Here is a 22,278-nt window from a genome sequence, read left to right as displayed (position 1 = left end):
TAAGCCGTAATGCACCAGGATCGGTATCCAAGGCTCTGATTTAAGACTGCTGTAGATTGTGGAAGCATAACAATTTTGGCTCGAATTCCGTTGCTAAAAATGAATTTAGCTCTCTTTTACTCAGTCGATCGTGTTATTTAGATAAAACGGCTATACATACATGCAAGATAGTATTATCACAACGCTAGTTTTACCGATCGCCTTGGCAATAATTATGCTAGGGCTAGGACTATCACTCAAAAGTGATGATTTTTTACGGATTTTTAAATATCCAAAAGCTGTGACGATCGGATTGGTCGGTCAGCTTGTCATCTTACCAATTATTGCATTAGCAATCGTCAAAATTATTCCCATGCCACCAGCGATCGCCGTTGGACTGATCGTCCTCGCGCTGTGCCCGTGCGGTCCATCATCAAATATGATTACCTATTTGGCTGGTGGGGACGTAGCATTGGCTGTCACGCTCACGGTGTTTAGCAGTATTATTACGATCTTTACAATTCCCATATTTACCAGTCTGGCGGTGAATTCTTTTCTCGGCACGAGTGCGATCGTCTCCTTACCGATTGGGATGACAATGGGACAGATATTTTTAATTACAGTTATTCCGATCGCCCTGGGGATGTACATCCAGTATCAATTTCCCGAAATTTCTCGACGGTTAGAGAAAGTTACTAATAAGTTGGCGGTCGGCTTTTTAGTCTTAATTATCATCCTCCTAGTTGCCAAAGAATGGAGTAAATTACCTGGTTTTATCGTACAGGCTGGCATGGGTGTAATGTTACTAAATATCTTGGGGATGGTCGCCGGATATGCGATTAGTAAAATGTTCAACCTCAACATTGCCCAACAAATCTGTATTGCGATCGAAGTCGGCATTCAAAACGGTACTTTAGCGATCGCTATTACAGCCGGAATATTAAAAGATGCAGAAATGGCGATTCCTGCGGCTATTTATAGCTTATTTATGTACCTCACTGGATTTGCCGTCATTGCTTACAGCAAAAGTTTGACCAGTCATTCAGATGAAATCTCCTCTTCCGATCTTAGTTAGCCCCCTTGGGTAAACAAGCGACGTTTGTGTGCGTGGCGGGTGAATCGCCACGCAGGCAAATCTCGATCGATTATCAATTATCAATTATTAATTACTACGCGTTACGACAAGTGCATTGACTGATTGACTCTTGCTAGACGAATTGGGCAGCTTATAGATCCACAGTTTAACCGCTTTTCCATCTGGTGCAATACAAGCATAAAATCCTAATCGAGTAACTAAACTAGGTACCGCATAGTTGTAACTACTCTCACAGCCAATACTCGCTTGCGCTGCAACTAAATTACTAATCCGATCGACGACAACTTCATTATAATATGCCACAGGCGAACCGAGTGGCAGTAGCGTCAGATCGTGACCGTTCCCATCACTATAGTTACCGTTTTGCAGTAGAGTAGGTCCCCAGCGATAAATTACCCTCGGTCCTAGCCATACACTACTATTAGGTGGATCTGCTAGATAGTAAACGATCGGCTTTTTTAAGCCACTATTTAAAGCTGGATTTAGCACTAAAATTGGTTGAACTTGACTGCTTCCTGATGCTGGGCTAAAGCCAGTAATAGTCGCTGGAATAGTGGTCACCACTTGTTGAGACATTTTGATCTCATCAGTCATAAAAGCTAACGATCGCTCTAGCTCTAGCCGATCTGCTGTCTCGATTTGGCTGCGATAATTGGCTTTCATCAAGGCATATAGTCCACTACCAGTTAGACTAATTACAATCCCAGTAATTACTAAAGCAACTAATAATTCAGCCAGGGTAAACCCTGATGGGCTTAATTGATTACTTTTATTGAGATTATATCTAGTTAAGAGCTGAGTCTTACCTGTATTTTTAAATATCATTAATTTTGTTAATCAGAGCAACTATTGACGTAGAATAAAGGTTGTAATTTATACCACAATAATCTAATTATTAACTAATTTCCTACCCTTTGCCAGTAGCTAATTGGGCTGATTTGAGGTGGTTGCTCGATCTTGGTAATCCCAAAATCTAGCCAGTTACCTGCTTGCACGATCGGCAGATCGTTGGCACTAGTGAATGAATCCCAACTATTTACCCACACCGCTCCAATAATCTGATTACTAGGATTGGGAGGGCTGGAACTAATACTTTGAGCATCGGCTGATGGCGCATGGATAAATGCCGTAATAGATGCAGTATCTTTGACGATCAATTTGGTAGTTTGGGTACTACCATAGAGCCGTAAATTCGGATGATTAGCATTGACATCGATCGTTTTACTACCAGCTAGATCGATATTACCTTTGAGATAGAGATTGACTTTTTGGTTGGTGCCTAAATCAACTTTAATGAAATCGAGATCCTGTAATTTGATTGAATACCCAGAACTAGGATTGTCTAGCTCTACTACATAATGATATTCACCCTTGGCATCGGGTAGATCGCCGGAACTGGGTCGTGGTAGTACAATAGAAGTAGTAACCGCTGGTAATAAAATCGCCGTATTCGGGGCAATCTTTGGTACTGGAATCGGTGTAAAGGGATCGGCGATGATTTGTCCGCTCGGTACGCCACTAATCAGGGCAATATTATTGGCATCAACGCCGATAATCCCGTCGGGATCTGTCAGTGGTGGCAGCGGGCAGGAGCTACCTCGAATTTGTCCAGTAATTTTTTGATTGGTACTGAGTTTAAATGTATTTGTCCACAAGGCTGGTGGAGCTATTTTAGCTGACTCACTACCGATCGGGATCGTTACTGTCAGTGTACTTGTAGAGCTATTTTGGGTAGTATTATGAGCAGCGATCTCGCCAGCTACTGTCAATTTACCGACTCCATTTTGATACTTGTAGTCAATGACTTGATATCTACCTTTATTGGGATCGATATTATCCAGAGCGATCCAAGTATGACTGCTGAGTAATCCAGCTTGAGCCTTAGCCGAAATAATATCGATCGAGCTACAACTTGCCTGTGGTGTGGACAAAGTATTTAGTGTATTCGACCATTGATTGAGGTTTTTGGTTGCCAATATTTTATGGCGATCGAGAAATGATTGGACTCGAATTATCCCTGTTTCAGATATACTTAGTGCCCGATTAGTTTCGCGTTGAGTACTGGTAATAGCGCGATCGCTTTGAGAACGACCGATCGTACTTGCCGCCACAATTATCATCACCAAGCCCATCCCTAGAGCTAAAGGCATTGCAAAACCAGCTTGGTTGTATTTATAGTTGGTAGTTAAATTTAGTTTCTTGATCATTACCTAGCTCGATCGAAGTAGTTGTAGATTCTGCCTGTTTTACTCTTATCTACTACTCAAATAATCAGTTTGCGACAAGTATTAGCGATCGCATCGTAACTACCCAACCGAATAATCCCTAGTGGTGCAGAAACTGTCAAACAGCGATTGAGATTGGGATTGCCGACAATTGCTAACACGATCGACTTATTTGCCGTTGTATTTCCTCTAATGCCATACTCAATACTGCCAGCACCAGTATAGTCAAGCGCGATCGTCTCTGGCAAAGTGCGATCGCCAGTCACCAAACAACCCGGCGATCCAGCAATTTTGCGATCGTTCTTATCGAGAGTAAGGGTACAACTTTGATTGCGGCGGATTGCTTCTTGTTGGACTTGTTGGAGACTTGCCACTACTAGATCTGTTGCTTGGGCTAACTGGGCACGATTTTGGGCAGCAATTAGACTTGGCATCCCCATCGCGGCTAAAATCCCGACGATCGCTACTACAATTAATGATTCAGTCAATGTAAAACCGAGATCCTTACTGGCATTGAAGTGCAGCATCAGGCATTACCTCGGTATAAAAATGCAGAATTGGTTGCTCTAAGTTTACCCCAGTCATCGGGGTAATCTTGTACTCAATGCCGAGCACTTTGGCGGCGGCATTTGCTGGAGCTGATGGAATACTCAGAGTCCGAGCAATTTGAAACGTTTTGCCCGTTTGACTGATTTGGAGCGTAGCAGCAAGACTATAGTCAGCAGTACCAGTGACATTGCCGCCAGCCAAATTGTCCCGCACTAGATCGGCAAATCCGGCATCGGCACTCAGCGGATGGCACCGCGCACTGTTGCTATCTAGTGGTAGGTTGCTGAGAGTGACTTGCGATCGCATCTGCTCTACATCCGCTTGTACCCACCGATTGGCTTCAGCTAGATATAGTGCTTTAGATTTGAGCAACATTGCTACCACCATCCCCTGCAAGGCAACGGCTACAAAGATGGTAGTTATTAAAATTGCAACCAGTACTTCAGAGAGACTGAAGCCGCCTTCATGAGCCTTCGAGCGGTCATTCAGTCGCCATCTGGCTGAAATTGGAGCAGATATTTGAAATCGCTGGGGCTGGGTTGTAGGCATTAAGATTGACAGCCAGATACCCCCAGCGGGGGATCGCAGCCGTTAGAATTTGTTGAGGTTGACCCCTGCATCCTTTGCCATTGCTACCAAACCTCTGACTTCTAGGGTTTTGATTGCTTTTGTCGAGAGCTTCAACCGGACAAACCGATTGCCTTCTGCCCACCACACCCGTTTCCACTGCAAGTTGACTTGTTGCAGTTTTTTGTTACGGTTGTGAGCGTGGGAAACTGCCATCCCATTGTTGGCTCTCTTACCAGTCAGTTGACATACACGAGACATAATAACCTCCTACTTGAATGCTGTTCGTAAAGTGACGATCCAGCCTCCTATTGTAGCTAATTTTTGTGCATCTACAAAAACCGAGAATTTATGGGCATCGAGCAATAAACTACAGATGGAGGTCTATTGATGTCGATCCTAGCGCAGTGTAATGCGATACCACAATCAGCTATTTGTCTTAAATCGGTGGACAGAGGATCTTTGTTTACTCACATCTTCCAGCAGTGTGAAAATACTATCGATCGGCATAGATCCAGGGTGCCCCTTGTGGGTACCCTGAGATCTCCGCTTTTACTAGTGTTTCTGTATTTGTGCAAGATGTGAGTTTAGTCAAGATCGTCAAATTTGACAGCACCTTGTCGGAGTAGTTGCCAGCCCGAATTGTCCCACTTAATGACTGTCGAGGGTTCCCCCAGCGTGGGGATATTTGGCTCAGAATCGAGGGCAAAAACTTGGGGAAATAGATCGCTAATTGCTGCCATAGTTAGAAGTGGTGGTGCTCCAGATAAATTGGCACTAGTAGTCGCCAGCGCACCTGTTTGGAGTAAGATCGATCGGGCGATCTCACAGTCGGGTACGCGCACACCAATTGTGCGATCTTGACGTGGATTCATAACGGCTGGAAGGCGATCGGATGCAGGTAAAACTAATGTTAGGGCACCAGGTAAATAGCGATCTGCAACTGCTTGCCAAATTGCCAATTCGCGATCGCCTCCCTCGACAAATTGCCACAAATCGGCAATTTGACCTACCATCAAAATCAGCGGTTTATCTTGACTGCGTTGTTTGGCATCAAAGATTAATTGGGCATGGTGGGGTAGTGTCGCTAGGGCAGGCACAGTATCAGTTGGAAAGCTAATTAAATGACCAGTTTGAGCGGCAGCGATCGCTCGATCTAAGGAAACTTGAGGCACTGGATCGAGATGTTGGTAAGTGAATAATTATTGCTCTCTTCCTAGTATCAAATTAGCTATCTAGGGTAGTGAGTGAATGGTGGATGGTGAATCGTCTATTTCCTAGCTATGTAGAATTAGTTAGTCTCGCTGGGCGATCCCGATGATACCTACACCTACAGCGATTAAGCCCAAGCCCATCCAGACACCTTCAGCGGCAACATTGAGTCGATGGACATTTTCGCGATGCGCGGCGATGAATAGTTCTCTTTGATTGGCTTTATTAATAACTAATTGTTGAAAATTGCGTTCCGTTTCTGTCAGTCTCAGAAAATCAGCATATCCCCAATATCCAGAAAGTAGGACACCTGTCAATCCTGGAATAACTAAAAGTGTTAAAAATACTAAATTTTTCATATCCTAAAATATAGGGATAATTCATAGATTATCTCTATATTTTAGATGATAAATTGATAAAATAATAACCGATCGCCATGACTATTGGCGATCGGCTATTCAGATCGAAAGTATTTGACTTAGAGCCGGAAAGGTCGCCCTAGATTATCTCCCAAACAGACTACGGATACTATTGACTCCTTGTTGAACCGAATCGACACTTTCCCGTACACCGTCTGCTGTCTTTTTGACATCGCTCAATGTCTTCAATGTCGCTTGAAGGTTGTCAATTTTGTCACGGGGATCTGGTTGGCTGCTGGCGACATAAGCGGCACCCTTTTCTGGAGCTGGAGATTGTTCGATTTGTAGGGCAGTGGAGTTGATGCCCACTGTGTTAGCTTTCTTTAGAAATACACTAATGGGCACGGCATAGTTAAAACCAGATTTGAGTTTAGAGGCGATCGTGACGGCATCTCGACTCGCACCTGATTCTCGCAATTGGTTGACATCTTCCTTGTCTCCCATCCCATGAATTCCGACTACTCGTCCCGCAGTATCCAGTACTGGACAACCACTCATCCCTGCTCGAGTCACGTTGGTATAGATCATGCTGTAGCCGTTGAGCGGTTTGGGCAAGAATCCAGAAATACTCCCAGTCGTAAATTGTCTGATTAATTCGCCACCAGCTTCTGTGCCGACAGCTCCATTTGAGGGCCAACCAGAGACATAGACATCTTGTCCTTCATTCGTCTTGGAAGTGCTCATTTTAGCGACTGAATAATTTTTGTCACTAGTGAATTCAACAACTGCTAAATCGACTCCAGCAACCCGTCTGATCTTGCCAGCATCGATTTTATGTGCTTGCTTATCAGCCGTGACGAGTCGAAAGTTGTCTTTTTGTCTAACGACATGGTAAGCAGTCAAGACAGAGTAGGTGTTCCCACTCTTTTGGATGATTACCCCCGAACCTTGTCCTTGTTCGCCACGAATCAGTACAGTCACTTCACGGGCAATATCGTTGACTTGAGTGCCAGGGAGGGCACGAGCAGCACTGGGCATGGTGATGACGATCGCGCTTACAACCGCTGTTCCAGTCAAGATTGCTGCTAAGTGATGATGGCTACGCATAATATAATTAGTTACTAGCTGGACGATAGATCTATTCTCAATTGTCTACACAAGATGTAGCCCAAATTCCGGAAGAATCTTATCAAAATCTGGAGGTCTTGGCTTGGAGGAGAATGGGCTGGCAGATAGACTAAAATCGAGATTCTAGCCACTCAATGACCTGGGTACCCAGACTGACGTTATCCAACCTATCGATCTCGCGAATGCCAGTAGGACTAGTGACGTTGACTTCAGTCAAATAACCACCGATGACATCAATACCGACGAAATATAGACCAGCAGCTTGGAGTTTTGGGGCGATCGCCGCACACATCTGGTACTCTCGATCGGTAATATCTACCTGTGCGCTCCGTCCGCCGACTGCCATATTGCCCCGAAATTCCTTCCCAGTCGGGATGCGATTGACGGCACCGATAGGCTTGCCATCGAGCAAGATTATCCGCTTATCGCCATCTTTGGCAGCAGTGAGAAACTTCTGAATCATCAGTGGTTCGCGATCCTGTCTGGTGCTAACTTCGATCAGTGAATTAAAATTGCGATCGTCTGGCGTGAGAAATAAAATCCCCTCCCCACCTTTGCCGCCGAGCGGTTTTAATACTGCTGCGCCGTGGGTTTCGACAAATTGCCGAATCACTCCTTTGTCGCGCGAGACGATCGTGTCTGTCATCCATGCGGCAAATTGGAGCGCGAACATCTTCTCATTGGCGGCGCGCAATCCGGCTGGACTATTCAAGACTAGGGTCTTCGCCGGATCGATACAGTCGAGAATATAAGTGGTATACAGATACGGTACATCCACAGGTGGGTCTGTCCGCATGAAGATGGCATCCATTTCATCCAAAGGGAGGAAGACTAGATCCCCGAGCTGATACCAGTCTGCCTGCGCCACCCAGCGGTCATCCTGAAGCTGCACGGGAGTGAGCTTGATGGGCCAAACAAATCCCCACGCTCTCCCACCGACGACACTCAATTTTTCGGCTTGGGTAATCCACACCTGATGTCCCAGTCGATCGGCCGCTTCCATCAATGCCACACTAGTGTCGTGGGTGGGATCTAGTTTGGCGATCGGGTCGATAATAAATGTTAGTTTCATCAGGTTAGGATCGTCATCGATCGAAATAGCTCTCGCTTGAATTTTAGGTGTTAGTCATCGTTCTATGCAAGTAGAGGCTTTAAGCTTTAGGCTTTAGGGGGTAGAGGGTAGAGGGTAGAAGAGGGTAGAGGGTAGACTCTGTAGCTCTCGATCTTAGCAAGTAGGAGGGGTAGTTCACGAACTACCCCTCCTACTTGTCACAGCAACACTGTCAACTGTCAACTGTCAACTGTCAACTGTCAACTATTTAATTAGTGTTTCACCGACTGATATCCGCGCCACACACCGACTAAGATCCCTTGGAGCTGGACGAGATGAGCCGCAGACTCGATCGGTTTGTACTTAGCATTAGCTGGTTGGAGGGTGATATTCTCGCCCTGACGATGATAGCGTTTGAGGGTAGTACCTTGACCTTCGATCCGCGCCGCGACGATCGTCCCATTCTTCACATCAGTGGAGTCTTTGACGGGCTGCATGATCGCCATATCGCCTTCGACGATCGAATCTTCGATCATGCTGTCGCCCATGACTTTGAGCGCGAAATAGTCGGACTGATGAAAGATCGGTGAGAGATCCAATTTGTCTGTGACATCGGTAAATGGTTCGACCAATCCCCCTGCTGCAATCGTCCCAAAAATCGGTACGCCACTAGCTGCATATTTAAGGATTTTGATTGTCCGTGCTTTGCCTTCCGCCCAGCCAATAAAACCTTTATTGCGTAAATGTTCCAATCGACTTTGGATCGGCGCGGGGGATTTGAGATCCATCGCTTGCATCATCTGGCGAATCGATGGTGCGTGTTGGTGTTCGCGAATATATTCTACTAACCAATCGTAGAGTTGCTGTTGGGCTTTAGTTAATTCCATTATCCGTGCAGTCGAAATTTAATATATAACTACTATAGGTCTGTCGTACTATCAAAGTCTACTTAATAGTTAGTAATTATATAAATAAATTTGGTGCTGGACGGTGGATGGTGAATAGACATCCTGCGAAAGTAAAAGCAAAATCTTTTGTAGTATTGTCTTGTTGCGCCTTCATGCAGAGGAAACCTCCGCGAAGCGCACCGCTGTTTTCATCGATAGTTTCCCCTAAAGCCTAAAGCCTAAAGCCTAAAGCCTAAAGCCTAAAGCCTAAAGCCTAATGTGTGCTTATTTGGGCTGGAGATTGTGAGCTTTATAAAAGGTTTCGAGGCTGTGGATGTCACCGACAAACCGCCAGTGCCAAGGCTCATAGCTCACTTTTTGGATATTATTTTTGGGAAAAGACAGCTCGAAACCATAGGTGGCGGCATTAGCTTTGAGCCACTTGAATGCAGGTGTCGTGTCAAAATTTTGATTGAGATTGGTAGCTGGCACTGTGCCATCGCCGACATCGATCGCGTAGCCAGTATGATGTTCGCTATATTTTGGCGGTGCGCTGACTTCGGCACGTTTGGTCGGTCGTTGTCCGCGGGCTGCGCCGACGCCAAAGAAAAGTCTTTTTTGATCTTCAACCGATCGAAATGCCGAAATGGTGGTGATGCTGACGCCACTCGCTCGAGCCGCTGCTACCATCGCTTGAAATTTTGCTGCCGCAGCTTTTCTCAGGCGATAACCACCGCCAATGGAGACTAGTTCGGCGGCGGGAGCTTCGGTGTAGGAAAGATGATTTAAAACGTTCTCGGCTGTCGGCTGAGGATTGGCGGCTGAGGAAGTAGGAGCATCGCTAGGATCGGTACTAACGATCGCTGTCGGGAGACGATTTTGTGGTGCGAGGACGAGGATGGTAGCAGCTCCACCAGCGATTAACACGCCTAGTAAAAGTGCGATCTGGGCGATCGGGAATGGTTTGGAGGCAGTTTCACTGTACGGGCGATTCGTTCGAGTTTTTCCGCCATCCCGCAGGGCTGCTGGGATTTCTTCGGCTTTACCCAGAGCCGAGTTCTTTGCTGGTCTAGACCGATCTGAGTTACTCAACTGCTGCTCCTGTTGCGACTATATTGCATTCTGACATACTGGTGACGATTCGCGATCGCCAGATGGTCAGAGTTTGGCTCTGTTCTGTGTAGTATTCCCAGTTGGTAACCGCAAGTGGAGATGAGTGGATCGGTTTAGCAAGAGCGCGTAAGTCAAAATATCCAGCTCGAAATCTACCGATCGAGTGATTGATTCGAGTAAGATTTCTCAATTAAAATGTAAATAAACACGTACTAAAAATAAACTTAAAAGTGGGTGTTGAAGCCAAAATATCGAGCCATGAACATACCCAGATTTAAGTTCGGGTCATGGCGATCGTTGATGCCAAAGAAGATCGACCTTAGTTGGTATTCTTTGGTGATAGCTGGAACGATTGCGATGACGACAGGTGCAGTTCGAGCAGCAGATAGTGTCAAGCTGGGATTTGGGCCGATCGAACGGGCAGTGCCAGTTACAGAACTCGAAACTTATGCCAAGCAAGGTCGAATTGGTAAAGAGTTAGATGTGTTTTTGGGTGCGATTCCGCAGCGAGATCGCCAATATATTCGTGAATTTTTGAGGACGAGAGCGGATTTTAGCGAACGACAAGTGGCGCAATTTCTTAACTCTACGTTTGGGAAAAAGTTGCTCGTCTATCTAGGAGATTTGGTCCAAGTCGAGCGCGATGTCAATGGAGCCAAGGCAATTCGGACGGGACTAATCTCTGCAGCAGCCGATCGCGAGGGTTTGTCTGTTATCAATTTTTTTCGCAAATATCCAACGCCAAGCGTGCGTCTGAATTTGGAAAAAGGATTTGAGGTGGCAAATCGGCTCGACAGGCTCGATCGGGATACCAAGCAGATCGTTGCAGGTGTAGAGCAACTCTCAGCTCAACTAGCCCGCTCGGAGCCAAAAATCAATCCTCAAGTCCTGCCAAATTTGGCACTTGCCGGACAGTATCCAGTAACACGGCAAACCGAAACCTTACGGGATCGGCGGCGTAGCCGGAGATTTATTGTCGATTTCTATCTCCCGCAAGGAGTGCCCCAGCGGCGACCAACAGTCGTCTTCTCACATGGGTTGGCATCCGATCGCCAGCATTTTGCCGCGATCGCCAGACACATTGCCTCACATGGCTTTGTGGCAGTCACGATCGAGCATCCTGGGAGCGATCTCAAGCAGTTGCAAAACCTGCTGGAGGGAAGAAGAAAGGAAGTATTCGATCCGCGCGAATTTGGCGATCGTCCGCAAGATGTCAGTTATGTCCTCGACGAGCTAGAGCGACGCTTCCCTGGCTTGGCAAATGTCCAGCAAGCAGGTGTCGTCGGGCATTCCTTTGGTGGTTACACCGCCCTCGCCCTAGCGGGAGCAACGATCGATTTTGATTATTTGCAAACACAATGCCGTCAGGGGATCGATGCTGCCAATGCTTCATTACTGTTGCAGTGCGAGGCATTGAAGCTACCGCGTCAAAGTGACAATTTTCGCGATCCGCGCATCAGCTTTGCGCTGGCAATCAATCCAGTCGCTAGTAGCGTCTTTGGGCCGCAAGGCATGGCACAGGTGCAAATCCCAGTGGCAATTGTGGCGGGCAATGAGGATACGATCGCCCCAGCCGCGATCGAACAAGTTCAACCGTTTACTTGGTTGGTTGCGCCCGAACGGTATTTGTTTGTGGTACGCGGTCTCGGTCATGTCGTCGATGCGCGATCGCTGACGACGGCATTTATGCCGTCGCTGAGCAATGTCATCGCTGACAACAAGATCCCGCCACTGAGTCAATATGGACGCACTTTTGTGCTGGCTTTGGTGCAAACTCATGTAGCGCGTCAAAGCAGCTATCGTGCCTACTTGCAGGCTGACTACGCGCTCACCATCAGTCAGGCTCCAAATCAGGTGAGTATCTTGCGATCGCTCACTCCCGCTCAGTTGGAGGCGATCTTCCAATCCCCAGTGGCGACAAGCGATCTCGATCGACGCCAGCTAATAACCAGGCTCCAGCGCAGGATTGAGGAACGAAATACTCCCCTCCCACTAAAAAAATAGACAACAGATAACTCATCCACCATCCACCTCCTACCCCTAAAGCCTGCTTGGTGCGCTGTCTTGACCCAAACACATGCGGAGGGAACCTCCGCGTGATTTGGGTCGCTAAACCCTCGGGGAACCCTACGTATCGCGCATCCGCTAAAGCCTAAAGCCTAAAGCCTCCCTACCCTCTACCCCCTACCCCCTACCCTCTCACATCATGGCATTAGCACAAAAAAACGCAGTCGGCATATTTCCCAATCGCGAACAGATCGAATCAGCACTAGAGCGACTTAAAGCGGCGGACTTTCCGATGGACAATGTTTCGGTAGTTGCCCCAGACGGTGCCGAATCTGCACCGGACTTGGCAGCCCCTGTCGTCGAATCCGAACAACAGTTCGATCGCCAAGAGACAGCCGAGCATATCGGACGCGGTGTCGCAGGTGCTGGAGCCGTAGGTAGTGCCGTTGGTGGCGTCATTGCGGGGTTGACCACATTGGCATTTCCTGCCTTTAGTGGGGCAGTAGTCCTGGCTGGGATGGCTGCTGGAGCTTTCTATGGAGCTGTTTCTGGCGGTGTCCTCGGTGGCGGGATCGGTAGTAAAATAACCGAAGAAAAAATTCAACACTATCGCGGTCTGGTAACGCAAGGCAGTTATTTAGCGATCGTCAAAGGAACCGATCTCCAAATCAGTCAAGCTGAGTCGATTTTGAAGAGTGCCAATATTCAAGATTGGTTGGTTTTTGACAATATTTAAATCGAGTTCGGTAGCCAAGATAGCAGTAAGCCAGCCGCGTTTTTAGTCGATATATCCATAGTTACTCGATCGCTAGCCGCTACCATCAGCACAGCGATCGAGATTTTTTAATAATGTAGTCTCTGCTCGAAAATTTAGCTCAACATCGTCTGAGGGCAAAGATCGATCGGGTAAGTTTCAATCCACTTAACTAGAAAAATTGACCGAAAGTTCGAGCAGAGCGGGATCGATCTGGGTTGAGTCAAAGTAGTAGTTGACAATATTCGAGCTAGTCTCTATCAAAAGTTAGAGATTATATTTTAGCCTTTTACATAGAAAGATACATAATACTTATCACTTTTTCTGCTTTAATTAAAGATATCAACAGTAGATTTGAGAATCTTTATCTATGGGTGCAACATCGATCGAGATACAGAGATTTAAACCCGCCCAGCGAGTGAGATTTGTCGGCGGCGAAGGGATCGTCCGCAACTTTAAATTTGAAGCGGGAGCTTGGAAATATACGATCGAGATGCCACTAGGCACAGAGCCAGATTTTGGTAGAATTGGTGCAGAAACAATGGTGTTGTTGAGTGAGATAGAATTGCGTGCAGCATGAACGACAATGGATCTCGGCGAGCGTTGCAGCAGTTATCGTCACTCTCTGGCTCGGTACCTGGATGCTACTCTTGGCTACAGATATCAGTCAACTGCCACTGGTACTAATTTTGGTGGCGATCGTCTGGCGGACATTTATCCAGACGGGATTATTTATCGTCGCTCATGACGCAATTCACGGTTCGATCGTCCCAGGCGCGCATCGCCTCAACCGCGCGATCGGACAGTTGGCACTGACACTCTACGCCCTCCTCCCCTACGAAAAGCTGGCATTCCATCACACCCAGCATCATCTCCAGCCCGCACGCAGCGGCGATCCGGATTTTCACGATGGAGTACATAATAGTATTTTTGCGTGGTACCGCAAATTTATGACGGAGTACCTCGATCGCCGACAGCAGGTGGTGCTATTTTTTGGGATGAAGGCGATTTTCTTTACCCTGTTTTTAGGGTTTCACGTTCATATCCCCAATTTGTTTCTATTTTGGGTATTACCGATCGTCTTTAGCTCGATGCAGCTATTTTTGTTCGGCACTTATCTACCACATCGCGTCCCCGATGGCTCCACCGAGTGGAACGACCCCCACAATCCCCATCATGCCACCAGTCGCAACCATCCCCCGATGTTGTCGTTTCTGACTTGCTACCATTTTGGTTACCACTGGGAGCATCACGAGTATCCCTTTTTGCCTTGGTACCGCTTGCCCGCCGCGCGACAGCAGACCTTGCAGCGCAGCGGCATCAATACCGGAAGCGGGCACAGCTAAATTCTGAAGCCTGAACGAGATGGAGGCATCCGCTACTGGGATGCGATCTACAGCTACCAACAACCATCTTACTCGGAGCAAATTAGATCGATGAGTGACAAGACCGATCGACATTACGACATCATCATCATTGGCACTGGCGCAGGTGGTGGTACTCTCGCCCATCGTCTCGCCCCCAGCGGTAAAAATATCCTGATTCTAGAGCGTGGTACCTTCCTCCCTAGAGAAAAAGATAACTGGAATCCAATAGCAGTCACTGCCAAAGATCGTTACTTCAATGCTGAAACTTGGCTAGACAAAGACGCACAAGACCTCAAACCCGCCGCAGGTTATTGGGTAGGTGGTAACACCAAATTCTACGGTGGTGCCCTGTTTAGGGCGCGAGAGCGAGAATTTGAGGAAATCGTTCACAAAGGCGGCATCTCTCCCGCATGGTGCCTCAAGTACGCAGATTTTGAACCCTACTATACTCAAGCCGAAAAACTCTACAACGTGCATGGCAAGAGAGGTCTAGATCCCACTGAGCCGTGGACGACTGAAGAATATGCCGATCCTGCCATCAGTCACGAACCGCGCATTCAAGCAGTCAGCGACGATCTAGCAGCTCAAGGCTTGCACCCGTTTTATCTGCCGATGTCCATCAAACTCAACGAAGCGCAACGGTTTTTGAGTGAATGTATTCGCTGCGAAACCTGCGATGGGCATCCATGTCTACTTCATGCCAAAGCCGACGCTGAGGTGATGACGGTGCGCCCAGCCATAGCACACTCAAATGTCACACTCCTGACCTCAGCCACAGTCCTACGTCTTCATACTAGTGCTTCCGGTCGAGAAATTACGGCGGTGGAAACTGGGGTAGATGGCGAAGTGCAGCTATTTTATGGGGATATAGTTGTGGTAGCTGGTGGAGCGATTAATTCAGCAGCATTGTTACTAAAATCTAGCAACGACCAGCACCCCAATGGATTGGCTAACAGTTCCGACCAAGTAGGGCGTAATTTTATGAAGCATAATTGCGGCGTGGTCGTCGGAGTGATGGCAACAGCAAACCCCACAGTCTTCGCCAAAACGCTGGGCATCAATGATTTCTATTGGGGTGAACCAGACTTCCCCTATCCAATGGGACAGATCCAACTCTCTGGCAAAGTCAATCAAGAAATGTTGACCAATGAAGTACCTCTAAAGATAGATGCAGGTATGTCTGCTGAATACGCAGCACGGCATTCAGTTGACTGGTGGTTGATGGCTGAGGATTTACCCGACCTCAATAATAGAGTCCGTCTAAAGGGGGATAGAATTTCCCTGGAATATACCGACAATAATACTGAGTCATTCGATCGACTGGTTCATCGCTGGATCGGTGTCTTGAAATCGATCGATTCCGATCCAAATTCTCGCTACTACAGTAGCACTTTTCCGTTGCGTTGGGTCGCTCACCAGTGTGGTACCTGTCGCTTTGGTACCGATCCAAATATGTCTGTTTTAGATATCAATTGCCGTACCCACGATGTTGACAATCTCTATGTCGTCGATGGTAGCTTCTTTCCCTCGAATCTCGGCTTGAACCCGACGCTGACCATTGTTGCCAATGCTCTTAGAGTTGGTGATATCTTACTCGATCGACTCAGGTAAAGAGTATTCGCAACAGATCTTTACTCCCCTAACTATTATGACCACTGAATTTCGTCCGACAGCCGAAGATATTCCCGCTCAAACATTGCCCTATCCAGCGAGTCAGGCTGACATGATCCCGCAGCCAGATAGTGACATGTCCAACTATCAGCCTGCGGGCAAGCTCCAAGGCAAAGTAGCGATTATTACTGGTGGTGATTCGGGGATCGGGCGGGCGGTCGCGATCGCCTATGCGATGGAAGGTGCCGATGTCGCGATCGTGTACAATGTCAACGATGATGATGCCCAGATTACCAAAGCACTTGTCGAAGAAAAAGGTCAACATTGTCTGACCATTAAAGCCGATGTCCGCGATGCTGCACAGTGTCAGCAAGCAGTCGCCCAAACTGTCGAAAAGTTCGGACATTTAGAGATCTTGGTCAATAATGCTGGCTATCAGGCGGTGCAGTTCGAGATTGAAGAGATCTCCGACGAACAGTTTCGGCGCACGATGGAAACCAATATTTTTGGCTACTTCTATATGCTCAAAGCTGCATTACCCCACCTCAAAGCAGGCGATGCCATCATCAATACTAGTAGCATTCTCGGTCTGATTGGCAAAGAATTTTTGGTTGATTATTCTGCCAGTAAAGGGGCTGTGAACGCCTTCACCAAAGCTGTAGCCCAAAATCTAGCCAAACGCAAAATTCGGGTCAATGCCGTCGCTCCTGGCCCCGTCTGGACGCCTGGAATCCCTGGCACGATGACCAAAGAACAAGTAGACAATTTCGACCAGGATAATGCGATGCAACGTGCTGGACAACCGGAAGAACTCGCACCCACTTATGTCTATTTTGCCTCCGCAGATAGCAGCTTTGTGACAGGGGCGATCCTGGAAGTTACAGGCGGTCAAGTTTCTAGTACATAAGGAGCCAGATGTCGATTAGTGAAGTCAAATCGATTGGGATGACGGTGGGGGACATGGATCGATCGATCGATTTCTATACCACCGTTTTAGCATTTACCAAGACTAGCGATCGGCAACTTACAGGCGTGGCATCTGCGGATATATCCTCATTGCAAACAGATCCGATCCCCGCCGCCGCCAATCTCCAACTACGGGTAGTCGCCCTCCAACTTGGTAATGAGACGATCGAACTGACGGAATTTTTGACGTATCCAGGTCGAGCGATCCCCTCAGATTCCCGCAGCAACGATCGCTGGTTTCAGCATCTGGCGATCGTCGTCAGCGATATGGAGCGCGCCGATGAGCATGTCCGCCAGCATTCCATCGTGCAAGTCTCTCCTCATCCCCAAACCTTACCCGACTGGAATCCCGTCGCTGGCGGTATCCAAGCTGTTTACTTTCAAGATCCTGACGGTCACAATCTGGAACTGCTCCACTTTCCAGCTACTCAAGCCGCCCCTAAATGGCAACAACCAACCACCGATCTATTTTTAGGGATCGACCATACCGCGATCGTCGTTGCCGATACAGGTGCTAGTCGTGCGTTCTACTGTGATTTGTTAGGGCTAGAATTGAAACAAGAAAGTGAGAATTTTGGCTCTGAACAAGAGCTACTCTGCGGTATTGCTGCTGTCAAAGTGCGGATTAGTAGTCTCACCGCACCCGCAGGCATCGGCATCGAGTTATTGGAGTATCTACAGCCAACCGATGGACGAGCCATTCCTACCGATACCGAGTCCAACGATCTCTGGTGTCTGCAAACCAAGATCGTCGTCGCTGATGCGATGGCAACAGTCCAACAACTCACCGCAGCGCAATTTCCACTCGCCGCTACTGAGGTGTCACTATCGAATACATCCGCTCTAGAATTCGATCGCCAATTCCTCGTCAAAGACCCAGATGGACACATAATTCGGCTAGTCGATCGCCCGTAGAAAGCAACTGTAAATTACTACTAAAATAGCGTGAAAACCGCCGCCAATCAACGTTGTAGAGTATTCAGATCCGGTCTAAAATAGATGTATAGAGATCGAAAAGGATAAGACTGAGTGAAAATTCAACCCTCTGTACTGGTTCACCTGGGATTTGGTAAATACGTTCGTTCCGACAACGTGGTTGCGCTGATTCCACTAGAGGAAGATCGTGGGCCAGGACGGCGTACGGTAGTGTATCTCCAAGGACAAAACGAGCCAATGGTTGTTTCTCGATCGGAAGATACGATCGTGCGTGACTTGGTGCAAGAACCACTAGAAGTTACACGTTCGCGTCAGCAACAAGAAATCTTGCGCGACTTACTCCAAACCCTCGATACAGTCAATGCCACTGTCCGGCGCATTAGCCGCGATGAAGGTGGTTTGGATCTCGATCGATTAGAAGATCGGATTGCTAAGGTGCTCGAAGATTAGTTTGATATCGGGAGGGGCAATCGAAGGGTTGCCCCTTTTTGGCGATCTGCACCAACTGCTGGATACACTAATAACGATCGCCTAAACTGCGCGGATGACCTGACAGGGATTACCAACAGCTAGCGAGTTGCTCGGTATATTCTTGACAACCACGCTACCAGCTCCGATCGTGGTGTTGTCCCCGATGCTTACTCCTGGGCAAACAATCGCCCCACCACCGATCCACACATTATTACCGATCGTGACTGGGGCGGCAAATTCTCGACCTGTCAGCCGCACGACTGGATCGACAGGATGGTAAGCAGTATAAACTTGCACATAGGGGCCAAACAGTACATTATCCCCGATGTTAACCAGATTGCAGTCCAATATAATGCAACCACAGTTGGCATAAAATTTATTACCCACCGCAATATTAGTTCCATAATCACAATAAAATGGCGGTTCGATCTCGATGTCCGACCCGATGTTGCCCAGCCATCGCTCTAAGATTTCCTGTCTTTGGATGGGTGCTGTCGCTAGGGTCTGATTGTAGAGATGTGCTAAACCAGTTGACTGGATGCGGGCATTTTTTAGTTCGAGGTCAGCAGCTAGATAGAGTTCGCCAGCCAACATTTTTTGCTTTTCAGTCATCATATTTTTCCCTATTGAGACTATAAAATATTGGTGCTGCGTCCCGTAGGGTGTGTTAGTGAAACGTAACGCACCAAAATATATGCTAGGTAAGGTCTAGGAACGCTGTCTTCTAAGATATTCCCAACAAGTTCGCGCAATTTCCCATTCTTCTTGAGTATGAATTGCTAATAATCTCACTGAAGATCGCTCTGTTGCCAGATCGCGATCGGGCAGGATTGCTAAATTATTTAAATTTGGATCTATTTCTACTCCCAAGAACGCCAATTTATCTACCACAGCAGCGCGAATACCAGCATGATGTTCTCCCACACCTGCCGTAAAAATCACGGCATCTACACCGCCTAATCTTGGCAATAGGGAAGAGATTTGAGCGGCTAGCCGATCGACATACATATCCAGAGCTAGCTTGGCTCTAGTGTTACCTAAATCGATCGCTTTAGCGATCTCGCGGACATCATTTGATACTCCAGAAATACCCAATAATCCTGACTCAAAATTTAAAATACGATCTAATTCTACAACTGTATATTCCTGTTCTCGCAACAGATGTAAAATGATCCCAGGATCGATCGATCCGCAGCGCGTACCCATCATCAAACCATCGAGCGGTGTAAATCCCATCGTCGTCTCTATACACCGTCCAAATTTAGTCGCTGCTAAAGAGCAACCATTACCCAAATGACAACTAATAAACCGTAATTCCTGCACATCTCGACCCAATAATTCTGCCGCACGGCGGGTACAATATTGATGACTGATGCCATGAAAACCATACTTTCTGATTCCCCGCTCCAACCATTGATAAGGTAACGGATAGACATAAGCCACTTCCGGTAAGTCACGATAGAAAGTAGTATCAAATACTGCCATTTGGGGCGTATTAGCGGATATCGAGCCAATTGCTTCAATCCCCATCAGATTCGCTGGATTGTGCAGTGGTGCATAGATCGACAAGCGATCGATCTCTGCTTTTACTTCGCTATCGATGATTGTTGGTTGCCGATACTTATCACCACCATGTACGACTCGATTACCAACGATGTCGATCTCGCCAATATCTTTAATAACTTGAGTTTTACCACTCCATAACCAATTTAAGAGGTCGTGGATGTCTACAACACGATTTGCTTGAGATCGCTCTTCCTTAACTTCATCATTAGCAGTTTTTGCCTTTAATACTGCCTTACCCGATGAGTCCCAGTTAATTGCTCCCGTCCATAGTGGTACGACTGGATCTGAAGCTAGTTCTGGTTCATCTAATCGATAAAAGCTTGATTTAAAACTACTCGACCCAGCATTCAATACTAATATATTCATATACTTTAGATGAAAACTAAGCCTTACTGTACATCCATAACAATTTAGTTTTAAGAGATCGGTCTGACCAGTTGTTAGCTACGCAGTTTCAACAATTCACCCATAGAAGCGAGTAACTTTATTTCTACGATCGTAATCTCTTTCGCAGCATTTAGCTCCATCGACCAGCCGACACTTATAGTAAAGTAATTAGTAACTACTGTACCCTGAATCTGATATCGTGATTGTTCGCGATCGAGCGTGATGAGCTGACCAGATTGGGGACAAAAACTCATCCCGATCGCCTCTGTAGATAAGTATCCCGCGATCGCTTCTCTCCCCTCGATCGATTTCTCAAATGGTGGATTGAGACAGCCGCGATCGGCAAAAAGATTGGCAGTGTCTACAAATTCACCGCGATTTAGTCTCACGAAATATTCACAAATATTAGCTTCATCAATACCATCGATACTTATTGTTGGATCTAGATCGATCGTCAAAAATTTATGCGGTACAGCGACGTCAACGGTTTTCATAATTAATAATGACAATTAGACTACTATGAAAGCACAAATAGAATTTCTTGAAATCTATCCTTTGACAGATCGCCACCTCTTTCCAAAGGAAATATCGCCAAAACTGAATGATCGGTATTGTAATAATGACCAATTAAGAAAAGTAATATGGCAGCTCCTGTTTCAAACGTAAATCCCGATCTACTCTCTGCTGTTGCGGCTCTGTCCACAGACCAGCAACTGGCATTACTCTGGTTTATTTACAAAGAAGTTGGCAAATCCATCACCCCTGCGGCACCTGGAGCCAGCACAGCAGCACCCACGATCGCCGAAGGGTTATTTAAGCAAGTGGCAGAGATGTCTCACGATGAGCAGCTCCAAGTCCAGCGCGACTTGGTAGAAGGCAAGAATAGCCTCATCAGTCGCGAATACGGCGCACTAAGTGACACCACCAAATTACTATTTTGGTATCTACTGGCTCAAGGCATGGACGCGACTACAATCATCCCAATGCCAGCAGATTATGAGCTAGAAGATGGAGCCAAGCAATGTATGAGCCAACTTCAACAACTCGAACACTCCGAACAAATTACCGTCTTGCGCGATCTAGTCGCCAACATGGGCGTAGATCCAGCATCTAGCCCCCACGATGAAGCAACTGGTCTGTAATCTATCTTTGCTCGGTTCAGAATCAGTGTCAACATGTGTAGGGTGTGTTATCGCGGAGCGTAACGCACCATCACAGCTAGAACTGCCCACCAGCTAGGTTTCAAACGTAATCTGTCTAATGACTAATCATATTTAGACCACTGTAACAAGATTGTCACTCTCGCAATCCGAACTGAGAATTTCATTATCATCATCCACGATCGCGATCGTCGAATCGATGTGAACAGTACCAACCGTTGTCCAAGGTAGGGATGGATACTGACTCTTAATCTTACTCAATTCTTCGAGTGCTTTCAAAAAGAATTTTTGGATCGCCGCTACTTGGTCTTCCTCTCAGGAATTGATAAAACTGATGCCATCGAACTTGCTTGAACCGAACACTAGAATGAGGAATTTCCTTGAAAATACATTCTCGATCTTTCGGATCGAAATCGCGCGTAATGTATATCAGCAGCTTATTTTGAAAACTTGGATGTGCCTCTAAAATTTCTGCATACCTGGAAAGTTGTCTTTCACCCTCTTGAGAGCCAATCTTACTTTCAATAAAAATGATATTTTGATTGTTACCGTTCACTAGTTCGATAGTAAGATCGGGGCGACTATCTGAGCCGTGGTGCGGAAGACCCTTGAATGTCCGCTGCGTTGAAACGGAAGCAGCATCAAAGTCAGCATCCAGATCTGGTAAATCTAGATATTTGAGCCAAGCGTACAGAATTTCTTTATTTGTACTAAAGAGGTGGGCAACTAGTTCGGTGAAAAAGTCTTCTAATGGGATATTACCAGCATGAAGTTTGAGGAGCCGACTGAAAAGTGACATATCAATTTAGCTGTTGCTGGTGCGACGACGCTCGATCTTCATCTCAGTATTCCCACAATCTCATCCCGATCGCTTTCATCCTGCCAAA

25 protein-coding genes are annotated in these 22,278 nt (G+C 46.9%); 10 read left to right on the top strand and 15 right to left on the bottom strand.

Features of this window, described 5'->3' with window-relative positions; all coding sequences use genetic code 11:
* Positions 1–160 precede the first annotated feature (160 nt).
* A complete protein-coding gene (locus ACEW9I_RS16465) occupies positions 161–1,054 on the top strand; it encodes a bile acid:sodium symporter family protein (RefSeq protein WP_373541416.1) in 894 nt (297 codons plus the stop codon).
* A gap of 87 nt (positions 1,055–1,141) precedes the next feature.
* On the opposite strand, the gene ACEW9I_RS16460 is transcribed toward ACEW9I_RS16465, so the two are convergent.
* The 11 genes from ACEW9I_RS16460 to ACEW9I_RS16410 all read right to left on the bottom strand — a co-directional run bounded on the left by ACEW9I_RS16460 (position 1,142) and on the right by ACEW9I_RS16410 (position 10,145).
* Entirely contained in the window at positions 1,142–1,900 is a 759-nt protein-coding gene (locus tag ACEW9I_RS16460; protein WP_373541415.1) for a type II secretion system protein J, read from the bottom strand.
* Positions 1,901–1,974: 74 nt separating this feature from the next.
* Entirely contained in the window at positions 1,975–3,282 is a 1,308-nt protein-coding gene (locus tag ACEW9I_RS16455) for a hypothetical protein (RefSeq protein WP_373541414.1), read from the bottom strand.
* A 56-nt stretch (positions 3,283–3,338) separates the two neighbouring features.
* Positions 3,339–3,827, bottom strand: coding sequence for a Tfp pilus assembly protein FimT/FimU (locus ACEW9I_RS16450; RefSeq protein ID WP_373541413.1), 489 nt, complete (start codon positions 3,825–3,827; stop codon positions 3,339–3,341).
* Positions 3,805–4,398 (bottom strand): prepilin-type N-terminal cleavage/methylation domain-containing protein, encoded by a 594-nt coding sequence (locus ACEW9I_RS16445; RefSeq protein WP_373541412.1) that lies wholly within the window; start codon positions 4,396–4,398, stop codon positions 3,805–3,807. The genes ACEW9I_RS16450 and ACEW9I_RS16445 overlap by 23 nt, the downstream gene beginning before the upstream one ends.
* Before the next feature lie 42 nt (positions 4,399–4,440).
* Positions 4,441–4,677, bottom strand: coding sequence for a 50S ribosomal protein L28 (rpmB, locus tag ACEW9I_RS16440; RefSeq protein WP_373541411.1), 237 nt, complete (start codon positions 4,675–4,677; stop codon positions 4,441–4,443).
* A gap of 326 nt (positions 4,678–5,003) precedes the next feature.
* Positions 5,004–5,591: an L-threonylcarbamoyladenylate synthase gene (locus tag ACEW9I_RS16435; protein WP_373541410.1), complete on the bottom strand. Its 588-nt coding sequence runs from the start codon at positions 5,589–5,591 to the stop codon at positions 5,004–5,006.
* 120 nt (positions 5,592–5,711) lie between these two features.
* Complete coding sequence (locus ACEW9I_RS16430) at positions 5,712–5,987, bottom strand: hypothetical protein (RefSeq protein ID WP_373541409.1); 276 nt, start codon at positions 5,985–5,987, stop codon at positions 5,712–5,714.
* Positions 5,988–6,131: 144 nt separating this feature from the next.
* Positions 6,132–7,094 (bottom strand): trypsin-like peptidase domain-containing protein, encoded by a 963-nt coding sequence (locus ACEW9I_RS16425; RefSeq protein WP_373541408.1) that lies wholly within the window; start codon positions 7,092–7,094, stop codon positions 6,132–6,134.
* Positions 7,095–7,224: 130 nt separating this feature from the next.
* Positions 7,225–8,187 (bottom strand): glutathione synthase, encoded by a 963-nt coding sequence (gene gshB, locus ACEW9I_RS16420; protein ID WP_373541407.1) that lies wholly within the window; start codon positions 8,185–8,187, stop codon positions 7,225–7,227.
* 251 nt (positions 8,188–8,438) lie between these two features.
* Positions 8,439–9,053 (bottom strand): transcriptional repressor LexA, encoded by a 615-nt coding sequence (gene lexA / locus ACEW9I_RS16415; protein WP_373541406.1) that lies wholly within the window; start codon positions 9,051–9,053, stop codon positions 8,439–8,441.
* A gap of 285 nt (positions 9,054–9,338) precedes the next feature.
* On the bottom strand, positions 9,339–10,145 hold the full coding sequence (locus tag ACEW9I_RS16410) for a D-alanyl-D-alanine carboxypeptidase family protein (RefSeq protein ID WP_373541405.1): 807 nt from the start codon (positions 10,143–10,145) through the stop codon (positions 9,339–9,341).
* A gap of 279 nt (positions 10,146–10,424) precedes the next feature.
* On the opposite strand from ACEW9I_RS16410, the gene ACEW9I_RS16405 reads away from it, so the two are divergent.
* From ACEW9I_RS16405 to ACEW9I_RS16370, 8 genes are all read left to right on the top strand, one after another.
* Positions 10,425–12,170: an alpha/beta hydrolase gene (locus ACEW9I_RS16405; RefSeq protein WP_373541404.1), complete on the top strand. Its 1,746-nt coding sequence runs from the start codon at positions 10,425–10,427 to the stop codon at positions 12,168–12,170.
* Between the two features lie 202 nt (positions 12,171–12,372).
* Complete coding sequence (locus ACEW9I_RS16400) at positions 12,373–12,909, top strand: signal transduction histidine kinase (STHK), LytS (protein ID WP_373541403.1); 537 nt, start codon at positions 12,373–12,375, stop codon at positions 12,907–12,909.
* A 388-nt stretch (positions 12,910–13,297) separates the two neighbouring features.
* On the top strand, positions 13,298–13,507 hold the full coding sequence (locus ACEW9I_RS16395) for a hypothetical protein (RefSeq protein WP_373541402.1): 210 nt from the start codon (positions 13,298–13,300) through the stop codon (positions 13,505–13,507).
* Positions 13,497–14,273 carry a fatty acid desaturase gene (locus ACEW9I_RS16390; RefSeq protein WP_373541401.1) on the top strand — a complete coding sequence of 259 codons (777 nt, stop codon included), beginning with the start codon at positions 13,497–13,499 and terminating at the stop codon, positions 14,271–14,273. The genes ACEW9I_RS16395 and ACEW9I_RS16390 overlap by 11 nt, the downstream gene beginning before the upstream one ends.
* Before the next feature lie 90 nt (positions 14,274–14,363).
* Complete coding sequence (locus ACEW9I_RS16385) at positions 14,364–15,905, top strand: GMC oxidoreductase (protein WP_373541400.1); 1,542 nt, start codon at positions 14,364–14,366, stop codon at positions 15,903–15,905.
* A 34-nt stretch (positions 15,906–15,939) separates the two neighbouring features.
* On the top strand, positions 15,940–16,812 hold the full coding sequence (locus ACEW9I_RS16380) for a glucose 1-dehydrogenase (protein ID WP_373541438.1): 873 nt from the start codon (positions 15,940–15,942) through the stop codon (positions 16,810–16,812).
* An 8-nt stretch (positions 16,813–16,820) separates the two neighbouring features.
* Positions 16,821–17,786, top strand: coding sequence for a VOC family protein (locus ACEW9I_RS16375; protein ID WP_373541399.1), 966 nt, complete (start codon positions 16,821–16,823; stop codon positions 17,784–17,786).
* A 114-nt stretch (positions 17,787–17,900) separates the two neighbouring features.
* On the top strand, positions 17,901–18,257 hold the full coding sequence (locus ACEW9I_RS16370) for a hypothetical protein (protein ID WP_373541398.1): 357 nt from the start codon (positions 17,901–17,903) through the stop codon (positions 18,255–18,257).
* A gap of 81 nt (positions 18,258–18,338) precedes the next feature.
* Here the strand turns inward: ACEW9I_RS16370 and ACEW9I_RS16365 are convergent, their stop codons facing one another.
* The 3 genes from ACEW9I_RS16365 to ACEW9I_RS16355 form a co-directional block, all read right to left on the bottom strand.
* Positions 18,339–18,890 (bottom strand): sugar O-acetyltransferase, encoded by a 552-nt coding sequence (locus ACEW9I_RS16365; RefSeq protein WP_373541437.1) that lies wholly within the window; start codon positions 18,888–18,890, stop codon positions 18,339–18,341.
* A 96-nt stretch (positions 18,891–18,986) separates the two neighbouring features.
* The gene (locus tag ACEW9I_RS16360) at positions 18,987–20,210 is read right to left on the bottom strand and encodes an acetate kinase (RefSeq protein WP_373541397.1); all 1,224 of its coding nucleotides are present in this window, start codon (positions 20,208–20,210) and stop codon (positions 18,987–18,989) included.
* A gap of 74 nt (positions 20,211–20,284) precedes the next feature.
* Positions 20,285–20,725: a nuclear transport factor 2 family protein gene (locus tag ACEW9I_RS16355; protein WP_373541396.1), complete on the bottom strand. Its 441-nt coding sequence runs from the start codon at positions 20,723–20,725 to the stop codon at positions 20,285–20,287.
* A gap of 147 nt (positions 20,726–20,872) precedes the next feature.
* Here ACEW9I_RS16355 and ACEW9I_RS16350 point away from each other — a divergent pair, with 147 nt between their 5' ends.
* Positions 20,873–21,373, top strand: a complete 501-nt coding sequence (locus ACEW9I_RS16350) for an orange carotenoid protein N-terminal domain-containing protein (protein ID WP_373541395.1) — start codon at positions 20,873–20,875, stop codon at positions 21,371–21,373.
* A gap of 271 nt (positions 21,374–21,644) precedes the next feature.
* On the opposite strand, the gene ACEW9I_RS16345 is transcribed toward ACEW9I_RS16350, so the two are convergent.
* Positions 21,645–22,190 (bottom strand): PD-(D/E)XK nuclease family protein, encoded by a 546-nt coding sequence (locus ACEW9I_RS16345; RefSeq protein ID WP_373541394.1) that lies wholly within the window; start codon positions 22,188–22,190, stop codon positions 21,645–21,647.
* Between the last annotated feature and the right edge of the window lie 88 nt (positions 22,191–22,278).

Source organism: Chamaesiphon sp. (assembly GCF_041738855.1).
Lineage (GTDB): Bacteria > Cyanobacteriota > Cyanobacteriia > Cyanobacteriales > Chamaesiphonaceae > Chamaesiphon.
The sequence above is the reverse complement of the archived record's forward strand: the minus strand, read 5'-3'. Positions and strand labels throughout refer to the sequence as shown.

Excerpts from the sequence above, each read along its gene's own strand:
- ACEW9I_RS16425 (WP_373541408.1), bottom strand. The coding sequence starts at position 7,094 with ATGCGTAGCCATCATCACTTAGCAGCAATCTTGACTGGAACAGCGGTT.
- ACEW9I_RS16465 (WP_373541416.1), top strand. The coding sequence starts at position 161 with ATGCAAGATAGTATTATCACAACGCTAGTTTTACCGATCGCCTTGGCA.
- ACEW9I_RS16405 (WP_373541404.1), top strand. The coding sequence starts at position 10,425 with ATGAACATACCCAGATTTAAGTTCGGGTCATGGCGATCGTTGATGCCA.
- ACEW9I_RS16385 (WP_373541400.1), top strand. The coding sequence starts at position 14,364 with ATGAGTGACAAGACCGATCGACATTACGACATCATCATCATTGGCACT.
- lexA (WP_373541406.1), bottom strand. The coding sequence starts at position 9,053 with ATGGAATTAACTAAAGCCCAACAGCAACTCTACGATTGGTTAGTAGAA.
- ACEW9I_RS16395 (WP_373541402.1), top strand. The coding sequence starts at position 13,298 with ATGGGTGCAACATCGATCGAGATACAGAGATTTAAACCCGCCCAGCGA.
- ACEW9I_RS16460 (WP_373541415.1), bottom strand. The coding sequence starts at position 1,900 with ATGATATTTAAAAATACAGGTAAGACTCAGCTCTTAACTAGATATAAT.
- ACEW9I_RS16450 (WP_373541413.1), bottom strand. The coding sequence starts at position 3,827 with ATGCTGCACTTCAATGCCAGTAAGGATCTCGGTTTTACATTGACTGAA.
- ACEW9I_RS16400 (WP_373541403.1), top strand. The coding sequence starts at position 12,373 with ATGGCATTAGCACAAAAAAACGCAGTCGGCATATTTCCCAATCGCGAA.
- ACEW9I_RS16355 (WP_373541396.1), bottom strand. The coding sequence starts at position 20,725 with ATGAAAACCGTTGACGTCGCTGTACCGCATAAATTTTTGACGATCGAT.
- ACEW9I_RS16350 (WP_373541395.1), top strand. The coding sequence starts at position 20,873 with ATGGCAGCTCCTGTTTCAAACGTAAATCCCGATCTACTCTCTGCTGTT.
- ACEW9I_RS16375 (WP_373541399.1), top strand. The coding sequence starts at position 16,821 with ATGTCGATTAGTGAAGTCAAATCGATTGGGATGACGGTGGGGGACATG.
- ACEW9I_RS16365 (WP_373541437.1), bottom strand. The coding sequence starts at position 18,890 with ATGACTGAAAAGCAAAAAATGTTGGCTGGCGAACTCTATCTAGCTGCT.
- rpmB (WP_373541411.1), bottom strand. The coding sequence starts at position 4,677 with ATGTCTCGTGTATGTCAACTGACTGGTAAGAGAGCCAACAATGGGATG.
- gshB (WP_373541407.1), bottom strand. The coding sequence starts at position 8,187 with ATGAAACTAACATTTATTATCGACCCGATCGCCAAACTAGATCCCACC.
- ACEW9I_RS16445 (WP_373541412.1), bottom strand. The coding sequence starts at position 4,398 with ATGCCTACAACCCAGCCCCAGCGATTTCAAATATCTGCTCCAATTTCA.
- ACEW9I_RS16430 (WP_373541409.1), bottom strand. The coding sequence starts at position 5,987 with ATGAAAAATTTAGTATTTTTAACACTTTTAGTTATTCCAGGATTGACA.
- ACEW9I_RS16455 (WP_373541414.1), bottom strand. The coding sequence starts at position 3,282 with ATGATCAAGAAACTAAATTTAACTACCAACTATAAATACAACCAAGCT.
- ACEW9I_RS16345 (WP_373541394.1), bottom strand. The coding sequence starts at position 22,190 with ATGTCACTTTTCAGTCGGCTCCTCAAACTTCATGCTGGTAATATCCCA.
- ACEW9I_RS16360 (WP_373541397.1), bottom strand. The coding sequence starts at position 20,210 with ATGAATATATTAGTATTGAATGCTGGGTCGAGTAGTTTTAAATCAAGC.